Raw genomic sequence first — 13,421 nt, 5'->3', positions numbered from 1 at the left:
ATTCTGCCCCAACTGCTCATAGCCGGATTTAATGCCTTAACGGGCTTCTTAAAAACCACTGTCATATTCGTTAACACTTAAATAGCAAATCAGCGCAGCATTATTTGCTAATCTGGCAAACGGGAAATAAATACCACCGAATAAGAGACCAACAATGAAAAAATCACTCATCACCCTGGCCGTTTGTGCCAGCCTGCTGCAGGCTTGCAGTACCAGCTCAGTCAACACCACCGCTGTCGATCCTACGCTGGCCGGAATTATGGCCGAGGCCAAAACCGCCGATGCCCGTCTGGTCGCGCTGACCGATCAGTATATTGAAGAGACCTTACCCAGGGAGCCGATTAATGCGCTGTTCTTAGGAGATAACCGCTTTAATCATCTGTGGCCCAATACGCTGTCAGCAGAATTTATTGCAGAGGGAGAAGCGATTTCCAGCAAGTATCTGACAGCCGTTAAACAAATCGATCGCGCCAGCCTCAAAGGCCAGGATCTTTACACCTATGATATTTTTAAGGGCAACCTTGAACAGCAGCTTGAGGGCAGCGCTTATCCCTTTGAGCTGCTGCCACTGAACCAGTTTATTTTCAGCCCCCATAACTTTTTTATGCAACTTGGTGGTGGTGTCAGCGCTCAGCCTTTCAATAACGCCAAAGACTTCGACAACTTTCTGCAACGGGCCGACGGTTTTGTGATCTGGCTGGATCAGGCGGTCATCAATATGCGCAAAGGTATCGACATGAATGTGGTGCAGCCACGCCCGGTAGTGGAATCCATGTTGCCGCAGATTCAGGCTCAGTTGCATGAAGACCCGACACAAAGCGATCTGTTTGCTCCACTAAACCAGGCCAAAGACAAACTCAGCGAACAAGACTATCAGCGTCTGCACAGCGCTTATACAGAGTTGGTGGACGAGCGCCTGACACCGGCTTTCGCCCGCCTGCACACTTTTCTTGAACAGGAATACCTGCCTGCATCCCGCGACAGTCATGGTTACAGCGCTCTGCCAAACGGCAAGAGCTGGTATGAGTTTATGATTAAAACCAATACCACGCTGGAGCTGAGCGCCGATGAAATTCATCAGACCGGTCTTGACGAAGTGGCAAGAATACACAATGAAATCCGCGAAGTGGCCAGAGAAACGGGCTTTGAAGGTAGCCTGGAAGAATTCTTTGAGTTCCTGAAAACCGACCCGCAGTTCTATTTTGACTCAGAGGAAGAAATCCTCGCCGCCTATGAAGCGGTCAAAGAGCGTATGGCGCCTAAACTGGAGACCCTCTTCAGCAAGATCCCCAAAGCCGACTATATGGTCAGACCTTACCCCCCTTCACAGGCCAAGTCTGCACCGGGAGCCTCCTACACACCACCGGCCAAAGATGGCTCCAGACCCGGGATATTCTTCGCCAATACCTATAACCTTAAAGGCCAACCTAAATACGGTGTAGAGACCCTGTCTATCCACGAAGCCTCTCCTGGCCATCACTTTCAGATTAGTCTGCAGCAGGAAATTGAAGGGCTGCCTAAAATCCGCAGCCAGAACTTTTACACCGCCTACGCCGAAGGCTGGGCGCTCTACGCCGAGAGTCTGGGCAAAGAACTTGGCTTTTTCACTGACCCTTACCAGTACTACGGCAAACTGGATGCCGAGCTGTTCCGCGCCATGCGTCTGGTCGTAGACACCGGCATCCATGCCAAAGGCTGGAGCCGTGAGCAAGCCATTGACTATATGCTGGCTAACTCCACCATGGCCAGATCCGATGTCGAGTCTGAAGTTGAGCGATATATGATCATGCCGGGCCAGGCCCTGTCCTATAAGACCGGCCAGCTTAAAATGCAGGAGCTGCGTGATTATGCCGAACAAAAACTCGGCGAGCGTTTTGATATCAAAACCTTTCATAATCTGATTCTGCTTGACGGCCCGCTGCCATTGCCGCTGTTGGAGAGAAAGATCAAGGAGTGGGTGGCTTCAGCCTGATTGTAGTTTTACCACCTAAGGCCGCTGATGCGGCCTTTTTTATCATTACCAGACCATCGGGATCATTACTCACTCAGCACCATATGTGTCAGATGGTGTTGTTATGATTGACAACCCTCCGCAGCATGGACGCTGTGGCGGAGCGTCCAGGGAAGGATTTACCGCGTGTTTTCAATCGTAACAACACCACGGGACTCATAATTGGGAACAGTTATGTAGATGGACTGGCCTATCTTTATCGACCAAGGCAGGATGCCATTTTCACTTAAAATCCGTATAATTCCCCGCCATCTCCTGTTAGCCAACTTTAAAGGAACTTTTCATGAGTCTGAATGACGTCCCCTCAGGTAACAATCTGCCTGAAGAAATCAATGTAATCATCGAAATCCCGGCCCACTCGGATCCGGTAAAATACGAAGTCGACAAAGACTCCGGCGCAATTTTTGTGGATCGCTTTATGTCATCCTGTATGCACTATCCGACTAACTACGGCTATGTGCCCCATACACTGTCTGATGACGGTGACCCTGTGGATGTACTGGTGATGACCCCTTTCGCCCTGTTACCCGGTTGTGTGATCCGCTGCCGCCCTGTGGGTGTATTGAAAATGACCGATGAATCCGGTGAAGATGCCAAGGTATTGGCTGTTCCGGCTGACAAGCTTTCAACCATTTATCGGGGCATTACCGAAATCGATCAGGTGGATGAATTGCTGAAAAATCAAATTGAACACTTCTTTGCTCACTATAAAGATCTGGAACCTAACAAATGGGTCAAGATCCAGGGCTGGGAAGACAGCGTTGCCGCCAAAAAAGAAATTACTGAGAGCGTACAGCGCTATAATGATGCGCCGGATAAACCGGCTTTTTAAGCTTAAAACTGTCAGAAAGGCCAGCACAAGCTGGCCTTTTTTCTCTACAGATTAACCACGGAGATACCTGATGAAGAAGTGGATTATTGCACTTGTCCTAATGCCTGTGCTCGCCTTTGCCGAAGAGCCGCTGGAGTTATTCTGGGAAGATCTTATCCCCGAAGATTATCAGTTACCGGAACAGCTGGTTGATCATGAAGCCAATAACAACATGGTCCAGCAAAATCTGGATGCCCCCGTTGTTGAAGCACTGAATGGCAGTGTGGTCAGAATACCGGGATTTGTCGTGCCGCTGGAAGGGGATGAAGAAAAGCTTACCGAATTTTTACTGGTGCCTTTCTTTGGTGCCTGTATTCACGTACCCCCGCCGCCGCCGAATCAGATCGTGCATGTAAAATTCCCCGAAGGTGCACCGGTGGAAAACCTCTGGGACGCCGTATGGCTGACCGGCACATTATCTACCGAGGGCTGGAAAGGAGAGATTGCCACTGTGGGGTATCGCCTGCTCGGCACCAAGGTGGAGCCTTACGACGGCTGAGGTGGCTGGACAATGGAAAAGAATAAGCGTCTTTATCCCCGATAAAGATTTTCTGCCCGGTTAAACAGCACCCAGGAAGTAAGGATATATTTATCGTTACTCACAGGCACATTACCCCTGTGAGTATGGGTGAAATAGGCCGGAGCAATCACCATTGTGCCGCGTTTGGGACGGATGGACAGATCCTGATAATAAAAATCGGTTTCTCCTCCTTCTTCGACATCGTTGAGATAATACATAAACAACAAAATGCGATGCAGCGCTTCGTTGTGGCCGGTCTGCGGATACACCTCAGAATGCCAGTACGGATAGCCGCCTTTGCTGGCCGGGTATTTCTGTGCATTGATATCACCCATGCGAAACAGGTATTGCACCAGGCTCTGCAGATTTGGCCGAGCCACTTCATCAAAGTTGTCCTGTGTGAGCTTAACCGGTTCACCGGTTTTGGGATGCTTGAGGGTCAGGCCAATAGGGCCAATCAGGGCAAAATAATATTTGGCAAAGTACTCTACCAGGTGTGACGTGGTGCACTCAAGTACTTTGGGCAACAGCGATGCAAATTCATCATGGGTGCAGATAGACACATCTTCACTGACCTTTTTACTGGTGTCCACACCACCGCCGGTTCGCCCAGGCTGACGGTTAGGACTGGTATCAATCTGCCGGATCAGTGACTCACATAATTCCTCTGGCAGGGCATTATCGATCACTTCTATAAACTGGCTCACCTTATACTCCTCTCGCCTTCCTCTTCACACCGAACTCCTTTCACCTCAGTCGTCAGTAACCATCAACGTTTGTAACTGCTCACTTACATCTTCTGGTATGGGTGCTGATTTTTGCTGATGATAATCAAAATGCACCATAGTGGTCACACCTTCGGCCGCTTTTTCACCCTGCTGCCAGACTTGTTGTATCACCTCAAAGGAACTGTTACCAATGCGCTTAATGCCAGTTCGTACCTCAACATCATGACCAAAGTAAATCTGGCGCAGAAAGTCGATCTTGTAACCGGCCAGGATCAGCGGCCAGTTGTCCAGATCCATGTCCGGTGTAAACATTCTGAAAACCGGCTCTCTGGCGGCTTCAAACCAGCCGGCCAGTACCGTATTACTCACATGTTTAAGGGCATCGGTCTCATAAAACCTGACCTTAAATTTCTCAGTTAGCATAATCACTCCAATATTAACCACAGAGCCACGGAGGGCACAGAGCGGATAAGGTTATCTGCCTTAAAACCTCTGCGTTCTCTGCGTCTTTGCGGTGAAATCGACCCACTCCTGTAATCAGATGCGCTTCTTACGGGCTACAGTTCGCTGTAGCCTGAATGCAGCGCAATCCGGAAATCCCTTAATTAACCCCGTGTTCTCTGTGCCTCTGTGGTGAATTAATTTTTCACGGTTGAAATATCTTTCAGCAAAGGCTTGAGAAAGTGACCGGTGTGAGAAGCCTTTGTGGCCGCCACCTGTTCCGGCGTGCCTTCGGCGATAATCTGGCCTCCGCCGGAGCCCCCTTCCGGGCCGAGATCCACCAGCCAGTCGGCGGTTTTAATCACATCCAGATTATGTTCGATCACCACCACAGTATTGCCATGATCGCGCAGACGATGCAGTACCTGCAACAACTGGCGGATATCATGAAAATGCAGTCCGGTGGTAGGCTCATCAAGAATATACAAGGTCTGGCCGGTATCCCGCTTGGACAATTCTCGGGACAGTTTCACCCGCTGAGCCTCACCACCAGACAGAGTGGTAGCGCTTTGCCCCAGGCGGATATAAGACAGCCCCACATCCATCAGAGTCTGCAATTTACGGGCAATGGAGGGGATCACATCGAAAAACTCACGGGCCTCTTCGACAGTCATCTCCAGCACTTCATGAATGCTTTTGCCCTTATACTTCACTTCCAGAGTTTCACGGTTATAACGCTTGCCCTTACACACATCACAGGGCACGTACACATCAGGCAGAAAGTGCATCTCCACCTTAATCACGCCGTCACCCTGACAGGCTTCACAGCGCCCACCCTTCACATTAAAGCTGAACCGCCCCGGCTTATAACCCCTTGAGCGGGCTTCCTGGGTGCCGGCGAAAAGCTCCCGAATCGGCGTAAACAACCCGGCATAGGTGGCGGGATTCGAGCGCGGCGTTCTGCCAATGGGGCTCTGATCAATATCCACCACCTTATCCAGATGCTCGAGACCGCTGATACCCTTATGCGGCGACGGCTCCCCAAGGGTGGCACCATTGAGTTCCTTGTGCGCCAGCACATACAGCGTATCGTTGATCAGGGTAGATTTTCCGGAACCGGAGACACCGGTCACGCAGGTCATCAGGCCGATAGGGATGCGCAGATTTACTGCTTTGAGGTTATTTCCTGTCGCCCCTTCCAGCTCCAGCCACTTGTTGTCTTTATTCTTATTTCGCTGTGGCGGTACTTCTATTTTTTCCACACCAGACAGATACTTTCCGGTCAATGAACGCTCACTGTTAATAATATCTTCCAGCTGCCCCTGCGCCACGATCTCACCGCCATGCACACCGGCACCGGGGCCAATATCGAGAATATGATCGGCGGCGCGGATGGCATCTTCATCATGTTCCACCACGATTACGGTATTGCCGAGGTCGCGCAGATGCACAAGCGTACTGAGCAGACGTTCATTGTCCCGCTGGTGCAGACCAATAGAGGGCTCATCGAGTACATACATCACTCCTACCAGCCCGGCGCCAATCTGGCTGGCCAGACGGATACGCTGAGCCTCGCCCCCGGACAGGGTATCGGCGCTGCGGGAGAGGGACAGATAATTCAGCCCCACATTGACCAGAAAACGCAGGCGGTCGTTGATTTCTTTCAGGATCTTGTCGGCTATCTGGGCTCGCTGACCACTTAAGCTGAGCTGCTGAAAATACTCCAGACTACCGGCGATAGACATATCAGTGACATCGGGCAGGCGGGTGTCACCAATAAACACATTGCGGGCCTCAAGACGCAGCCTGGTGCCGCCGCAACTGTCACAGGGCTGCTGACTGAGATATTTAGCCAGTTCATCACGCACCGCATTGGATTCGGTCTCACGATAGCGGCGCTGCATATTGGGAATAATGCCCTCAAACGGATGCTTGCGCTCCATGACATCGCCGCGGTCATTAATATAACGAAATTTGATCGACGTACCCTGGCTACCATAGAGCACGATATCACGATGGGCCTTGTCCAGTTCCCGGAAGGGTTTGCTCAGATCGAACTGATAGTGATCGGCCACTGCCTGCAGCATCTGAAAATAATAATAACTGCGTTTATCCCAGCCCCGGATCACGCCACCGGCCAGACTCAGTTCATCATTATGAATCAGCTTGGAAGGGTCGAAAAACTGCTTGGTGCCCAGACCATCACAGGTCTGACAGGCTCCGGCCGGGTTGTTAAAGGAAAACATCCGTGGCTCCAGCTCCGACATGGAGTAGCCGCAGTGAGGGCAGGCAAAATTAGCCGAGAACACCACTTCTTCACGATCCGCATCCTCCATCCAGGCCACCTTGGCGGTACCTCCGGAAAGCCCCAGCGCCGTTTCAAACGACTCAGACAGACGCAATTGCAGATCTTCGCGCACCTTGAAGCGATCCACCACCACTTCGATTCTGTGCTTCTTGTGCAGATCCAGGGTGGGCGGATCGGACAGGTCACAGATCTCACCGTCAATTCGGGCGCGAATAAAGCCCTGGGCGGCAAGATTTTCCAGGATCTTGATATGCTCACCTTTACGGTCCTGTACCACAGGAGCTAATAACATCAGTTTGCTGCCCTCTGGCATGGCCAGCACCTTGTCCACCATCTGACTGATGGTCTGGGCGTCCAGCGGTACCTTGTGGTCGGGGCAACGGGGTTCACCGACCCGGGCAAATAACAAACGCAGGTAATCATAGATCTCGGTGATGGTGCCTACCGTAGAGCGCGGGTTATGAGAGGTAGACTTCTGCTCAATGGAAATGGCCGGGGATAAGCCTTCAATATGATCCACATCGGGCTTTTCCATCATCGACAGAAACTGACGGGCATAGGCGGACAGGGATTCTACATAACGCCGCTGACCCTCTGCATACAAGGTATCAAATGCCAGGGATGACTTGCCGGAACCGGACAGGCCAGTGATCACGATCAGCTTGTCGCGGGGCAGGGTGAGATTGATATTCTTCAGATTGTGGGTGCGGGCCCCACGAACTTCTATCTTATCCACAAAAAAGGCACCTGGTTGCAGAATGAAACCTCTATTGTCGCATATCCCTGCCCCGACTAACGAATAAAAGTTCAAATTTAAACCCGGACAAAGGGTGGATTCTGCCCTGATAACAATACTGTTGAAATATACCGGCTATGTTAAACTGCGCAGCCTGAAAACCGGCAGCCTGTTGCCTTAAAACCAATTTAATTATCTGACTTTCGACGGGTTATTTTGAACAATACCGAAATCCGCGGCGCCAGCGCCCTGGCCATAGTCTATGTGATGCGCATGCTTGGCCTGTTTATGGTGATGCCTGTATTGGCAGTGCTGGCCATAGAATATCCTGATTACTCTCCGATGCTGGTTGGACTGGCCATCGGCGGCTATGGCCTGACACAGGCGCTGTTACAAATTCCTATGGGTGTGCTCTCCGATCGCCTGGGCCGCAAACCGGTGATCATCGCCGGACTCATACTGTTCGCCCTCGGCAGCTTAATTGCAGCAATGGCAGACACTCTGTTATGGGTGGTAGTGGGGCGTCTGTTGCAAGGTGGTGGTGCCATTGCCGGTGCGGTGATGGCACTGGCCGGCGATATCAGCCGCGAAAACCAGCGCGCCAAAGTGATGGCCATTATCGGCGTTGCCATTGGCTTTTCCTTTTATCTGGCGCTGTTACTGGGACCGCTGCTGGCTGAAAAACACGGATTACAGGGCATATTTTTAATTACCGCCATGTTGGCGCTGGCCTGTATTCCGCTGGTGCTGTTTGTGGTGCCCTCGGCGCGCAATCTGGCACCAAGTGGCGATACCCTGCCCAAACTTACTGACCTGGGCGCCCTGCTCAGCCAGGGGCCGCTGCTTAAACTCAGTCTCAGTGTATTTTTACTGCATTTAATGATCACTCTGCTGTTTGTACAGTTTCCCGCTCGCCTGGTGGATCAGGGCTGGCTGCTCAGCGATCACTGGCAACTCTATCTGCCGGTTCTGACGGCCTCAGTGCTTGGTCTGATTGTACTGATGCGTCTGAGTAAACGACTTGGCCAGCAGCAGATACTGTGTTCGTCGATTTTATTACTGGCCACCAGCTTTGCCGGTCTGATGCTGGATACGGGTTTGCCCGCCCTGCTATTACTCAGCTGGCTGTTTTTTACCGGTTTTAATTATCTCGAAGCCAACCTACCAGCTATGGTCTCCACTGTTGCTCCGGCTGGCAGAAAAGGCTCAGCCATGGGTGCCTATGCCAGCGCTCAGTTTCTTGGTGCCTTCACTGGCGGCATGCTCTCGGGCGCAATCAGTCAGTACCTGCATGCCAACTGGCTTTATGCCCTGGCGATTCTGCTTTGCATTATCTGGATTGTGCTGATTCGCGGCCTTGCTGCTGGCGCCCCTCATGCTAAACGTTATACACTAGCGCTGGATGCGGACGGGATCCCGGCTGAACATTGTGTAGAACAACTCAGGCAACTGGCCGGCGTCACCGATATGACCTGGGTTGAGCAGGAAAAAGCGGTTTATCTGAAAGTCGACAGCCGGGTGTTTAACCTGCAACAGGCCAGGCAGATCATCAGTCCATCAAATTAAGTATTCTAAGCCGGATACCAGCAACTAAAATATAAGCTGGAAAGCGGCGCGTAAGGAGCGAACATGGCAAGCAGAGGCATCAATAAAGTTATCCTGGTAGGCAACCTGGGCCAGGATCCGGAAGTACGTTACACCGCAAACGGTAAGGCGGTGGCCAACCTGAGTCTTGCCACCTCTGAAAGCTGGAAAGATCAGAGCGGCCAGATTCAGGAAAAAACCGAGTGGCACAGAGTTGTGTTGTTTGGCAAGCTGGCTGAAATTGCCGGCGAGTATCTGCGCAAAGGCAGCCAAATCTATGTGGAAGGCAAACTGCAAACCCGCAAGTGGCAGGATCAGCAGGGCCAGGACAAATACACCACAGAAATTGTACTGGATCCCTTTAATGGCGTGATGCAGATGTTAGGTGGTGGCGCAGGCGGCGGTGCCGGAACGGGTGCCCCAAGAGGCAATGCCCCGGCCAATAACTTTAACCAGGCACCACAGCAACAACCGGCGCAACAACAGCCCCAGTATCAGCAATACCCTAATCAGGGCGGCGGTCAGGGTCAGCCGAAACCTCAGCAACAACCACAGAATCAGCCGGGCTCAATGCCGGAGCCGGACTTTGATTTTGATGATGATATCCCCTTCTAGTCCGGCAACTTTCAGGCCCATAGTCTGAACTGTCAGATATGGGCCTGACGAAGCCTTATGGGCCAGCCCAATGCACTGTTTATAAAATGTCGGAATCACAGTGTCAGACAGTACGCACTGAACTCGTTTACAGCAGACAGATGGCCCGTTGTATTGACTGCATATGCTGCTGACCCACTTGTCCTGAGGGATTATGGATGCTTTTCAGAATAATCCTGTTATGGCTTTGCCTGATTTGTTCAGCCACTTTGAGCGCATCGCAATCTGAAACAGAGCTAGCGTCTCATTCCGTATTATCCTCAGTCGAGGATTGCGTCATTAATGCTCTTAAATGCAAACAACTGGCCAGACGCATGCAACTCCAGGCCCCTGAGCACTCGACGGCATGGTTCAGAGCAACCTACCTGTTAATGAATGCGATGTGGGAAACAGACCGCCTGAGCATCTCCAGAAGCGAAATGGCTTCCTACGTAGGTATTCCTGACAGCCCGCCTGTCTTTGCAGCGACCGCCAATACCATTTACGCCAAGCAACTCATCAGTGCCGGCGAGCCGGAAACAGGCAGGCAATATGCAAAGAATGCGGCATCACTGTTACTAAGCATGCCGGGCAGCGCATTGACCCCTCGTCGGTACAGTGACGTTATCGAGCTCTACCAATATCTGGGCGACTACAAGAAAGCTCAACAGCTGATTGATGAAGCCATGGCGCATTTTTCAGATATTAAAAAGGGTTATATCAAAGCAGACCTGCTGATGGCGGCTGGCCACAACGCCTTTCATTTTAAAAACTGGCAACAGGCGTTCAGCCTCTATCAGCGCTCAGCCGAGGCTCACCTTGAAGCAAAAAGCCTGATTGGCGCCGCGGTTGCCTATGCCAATACCGGCCGCTCTCTGCAGTCTTCAGAACAATGGTCTGAAGCGGAAAAAATGCTCTTAAAGTCTGTCAGTTTATACGATCAACTAAACCAGAAATCCGAACTTCGCGACAAGTTCTACGTGCAATTGCGACTTTGTGAGGTGTTGCTGGCACAATCTAAAACTGAGCAGGCACAAAAGCTGTTTGCCACATTAAACCCTGACAGCCTGCATACCTATCATCGTCAGATATATAATAAGCTGGCACTGGAATTAACAGAGACAGTCTCTGAGTAAATCCAGGTGAATAGTCATACATGTTTCCGGGCAATCGCCGCCAGTTTGTCTGCCTGAGCTTTCAGCGCCTGTTTAAGCTCAGGCGGTTCCAGAATGCTGAAATCAAAAGGCAACTGACTCAACCACAGGGCAAACCAACAGGCGCTGTCGGTGCGTGTTTCCAGCAACAACCCTTGTTCCCGTGACTCCAGCATGGCCGCCATCGAGCCCATTGTCTCTGCCGCCTGCTCCATCTGGGTATGCAACAATACCCTCACCTTAAGGTTGCCGGGCATATTGTTGAGGCTTTGACGGAAGTGCTCGGCGGTGTTGAAGTTTTGTGGTCGTATAAAGGTCTGTTCGAGCATTTCGGCGTGCTCCAGCCTGTCCAGCCTGAAGGTGCGCAGTTCCCGGCGCAGATGACAATAACCGCTCACATACCAGCGACCACGACGGAACAACAGCCCGTAGGGATCCACATCCCGTTCCATAGCGCCCTTTTCATGAGAGGCATACAAAATTCTGAGTGAACGTTGCTGTTGTACTGCTTCCAGCAAAGGTTGCAGATGTTGCTGCGGTTTACCCGGCAGGGACTCCGGCAGCATCAGGTCGATGTTTTCTGAAATCGTCCGCGCTCTGGACTTAAGCTTAGCGGGCATGACCCGTTCGAGTTTGGCCTGCACACTGCTGATGGCGGGTTCAGTATCAGCCAGCTTTAAGGTCCTGGCCGCCAGCAACCCCAGTGACAGCGCCAGGGTCTCTTCATTGGTAAACATCATTGGCGGCAGTTTAAATCCGGCAATCAGCATATAGCCGCCATCACGGCCCTGCTCTGTGGTGACCGGAATACCGAGATCTTCCAGTGAGCGGATATATCGGCGCACCGTGCGTTTGTCCACGTTCAGCTGTTCGGCCAGCTCTGTGCCTGTCATGCGCCCGTGAGACTGCAATAATTCCAGCAATGTCAGCACCCGGATAGTAGGGCCACTCATAGTATTTTCCTGCGAATCAACCAAACTTAAATATATCTTTTAATTAGGATCAATTCTGTCCTATATAGGATTTATGTTAATCCGGTATCAGCAAAGTGCACTGGCTGATGTTCGCCACAAAGGTCCATTACCACTTCAAATCAAGGAGCTGAATTATGCAAGAACTGACGTTTTTCACTAACCCTAATTCCAGAGGCCGTATCGTACGCTGGATGCTGGAAGAGCTGGAAGTCCCTTACAATACGACCGTACTGGAATATAGCGGTGATATTAAATCGCCCTATTACCTGAAACTGAACCCCATGGGTAAAGTACCGGCAATCAAACACGGCGATTTGGTGGTCACCGAAGGTGCCGCCATCTGCGCCTACCTGGCCGATCACTTTGCCGACAAACAGCTGGCTCCGGCCCTTAACAGCCCCGAGCGCGGCACTTACTACCGCTGGCTGTTCTTTGCTGCCGGACCACTGGAAATGGCGACCACGGCCAAAGCCTATGACTGGCGAATAGACGCAGAAAATGCCCAGTCCGTGGGCTCTGGTCTGTATCAGGATGTGCTGACTACACTGGAAAGTGCTCTTGAGAAGGGTCCCTATTTATGTGGGGAGCAGTTTACGGCGGCAGACATTTATGTGGGCAGCCATATCAGTTGGGGCATGATGTTCAAGACGCTGGAAGAGCGCCCGGCTTTTAAACGCTATGTGCAGCGACTGGAATCAAGAGAAGCGGCTATCCGTGCCAATCAGCTCGATGATGCGCTGGTGAAGCAGGATTAAAACCGGCATACCAGCCAGGTAACAGGTTTCCACTCAGAAATCAGCTTGTCCATACCAGAAATAAAAATTTTGCCTCGTGAGCAACACGGGGCAAAGCCTATTTCTGTCGGGTCACTAACAACAGAAAACCTTTGTTCAGAGGCCCGGCAACAACCAGGCCAGAGCCTGATCCTGACTGGTAAAGTTTTTTAGCGGGTAGTTTCTGCTGTCAGCAATGGATTGCACCAGATTCTGTTGTGAGTCGCGGGTGTTGATCACTCTTGCCACCCGGATACGTCTGAGCAGGCTGTCTAACTGGTCAATCATCACCAACAACCTGTTGTCATCCACATTCTTCATCATCGCTCGCATATCAATAAGTGCCCGATGGCAATCATAGCGACAACTCAGTTCCATGATTTTATTGTACATGGCAAGAATGTCTTCGGGTTCGGCCAGACCACTGGCGGTGACATGCAAGAGTCCCGATTCCCTGTCATAACAATGGGTTGCCCTGAATTTCTCCGTAATACCTGTATGCTGCATTGATGTGCTTTCCCTGACACGACCTAGCTTTAATAAATAGACCAGATCTGAACATGTGCAACTATTTCCAACCTCTTATCCGATGGTCAGGCCCAGCCACATTGACACACATCAATCCCGCACCGGGAATTGTATCAGGGGGCTGGCACACAAAGTTAATGTCTGCTCTAATTAGTACAAA

General features: G+C 51.4%; 12 protein-coding genes. 7 read left to right on the top strand and 5 right to left on the bottom strand.

Annotated elements, in window-relative coordinates; all coding sequences use genetic code 11:
- Positions 1–154: 154 nt before the first annotated feature.
- The 3 genes from AT746_RS01175 to AT746_RS01165 all read left to right on the top strand — a co-directional run bounded on the left by AT746_RS01175 (position 155) and on the right by AT746_RS01165 (position 3,381).
- Complete coding sequence (locus AT746_RS01175) at positions 155–1,972, top strand: DUF885 domain-containing protein (RefSeq protein ID WP_062475280.1); 1,818 nt, start codon at positions 155–157, stop codon at positions 1,970–1,972.
- Between the two features lie 322 nt (positions 1,973–2,294).
- Positions 2,295–2,843 carry an inorganic diphosphatase gene (gene ppa / locus AT746_RS01170; RefSeq protein WP_062475277.1) on the top strand — a complete coding sequence of 183 codons (549 nt, stop codon included), beginning with the start codon at positions 2,295–2,297 and terminating at the stop codon, positions 2,841–2,843.
- Between the two features lie 70 nt (positions 2,844–2,913).
- Complete coding sequence (locus AT746_RS01165; RefSeq protein ID WP_062475274.1) at positions 2,914–3,381, top strand: DUF3299 domain-containing protein; 468 nt, start codon at positions 2,914–2,916, stop codon at positions 3,379–3,381.
- 32 nt (positions 3,382–3,413) lie between these two features.
- Here the strand turns inward: AT746_RS01165 and AT746_RS01160 are convergent, their stop codons facing one another.
- The 3 genes from AT746_RS01160 to uvrA form a co-directional block, all read right to left on the bottom strand.
- The gene (locus tag AT746_RS01160) at positions 3,414–4,109 is read right to left on the bottom strand and encodes a 2OG-Fe(II) oxygenase (protein WP_062475272.1); all 696 of its coding nucleotides are present in this window, start codon (positions 4,107–4,109) and stop codon (positions 3,414–3,416) included.
- A 45-nt stretch (positions 4,110–4,154) separates the two neighbouring features.
- Positions 4,155–4,553, bottom strand: coding sequence for an acyl-CoA thioesterase (locus AT746_RS01155; protein WP_062475269.1), 399 nt, complete (start codon positions 4,551–4,553; stop codon positions 4,155–4,157).
- Positions 4,554–4,768: 215 nt separating this feature from the next.
- A complete protein-coding gene (uvrA, locus tag AT746_RS01150) occupies positions 4,769–7,615 on the bottom strand; it encodes an excinuclease ABC subunit UvrA (protein WP_062475266.1) in 2,847 nt (948 codons plus the stop codon).
- A gap of 216 nt (positions 7,616–7,831) precedes the next feature.
- Here uvrA and AT746_RS01145 point away from each other — a divergent pair, with 216 nt between their 5' ends.
- From AT746_RS01145 to AT746_RS01135, 3 genes are all read left to right on the top strand, one after another.
- A complete protein-coding gene (locus tag AT746_RS01145) occupies positions 7,832–9,181 on the top strand; it encodes an MFS transporter (protein ID WP_062475263.1) in 1,350 nt (449 codons plus the stop codon).
- A gap of 63 nt (positions 9,182–9,244) precedes the next feature.
- Positions 9,245–9,814: a single-stranded DNA-binding protein gene (gene ssb, locus AT746_RS01140; RefSeq protein WP_062475260.1), complete on the top strand. Its 570-nt coding sequence runs from the start codon at positions 9,245–9,247 to the stop codon at positions 9,812–9,814.
- A 353-nt stretch (positions 9,815–10,167) separates the two neighbouring features.
- Positions 10,168–10,968, top strand: a complete 801-nt coding sequence (locus AT746_RS01135; protein ID WP_062475257.1) for a hypothetical protein — start codon at positions 10,168–10,170, stop codon at positions 10,966–10,968.
- Positions 10,969–10,982: 14 nt separating this feature from the next.
- Here AT746_RS01135 and AT746_RS01130 read toward each other — a convergent pair whose 3' ends face one another.
- Complete coding sequence (locus AT746_RS01130) at positions 10,983–11,939, bottom strand: helix-turn-helix transcriptional regulator (protein WP_062475254.1); 957 nt, start codon at positions 11,937–11,939, stop codon at positions 10,983–10,985.
- Between the two features lie 155 nt (positions 11,940–12,094).
- Between AT746_RS01130 and AT746_RS01125 the strand changes: the two genes are divergently transcribed.
- The gene (locus tag AT746_RS01125; RefSeq protein WP_062475251.1) at positions 12,095–12,715 is read left to right on the top strand and encodes a glutathione S-transferase family protein; all 621 of its coding nucleotides are present in this window, start codon (positions 12,095–12,097) and stop codon (positions 12,713–12,715) included.
- Between the two features lie 135 nt (positions 12,716–12,850).
- Here the strand turns inward: AT746_RS01125 and AT746_RS01120 are convergent, their stop codons facing one another.
- Positions 12,851–13,240 (bottom strand): STAS/SEC14 domain-containing protein, encoded by a 390-nt coding sequence (locus tag AT746_RS01120; RefSeq protein ID WP_062475247.1) that lies wholly within the window; start codon positions 13,238–13,240, stop codon positions 12,851–12,853.
- Positions 13,241–13,421 lie beyond the last annotated feature (181 nt).

It is taken from the genome of Lacimicrobium alkaliphilum, assembly GCF_001466725.1.
Lineage (GTDB): Bacteria > Pseudomonadota > Gammaproteobacteria > Enterobacterales > Alteromonadaceae > Lacimicrobium > Lacimicrobium alkaliphilum_B.
The sequence above is the reverse complement of the archived record's forward strand: the minus strand, read 5'-3'. Positions and strand labels throughout refer to the sequence as shown.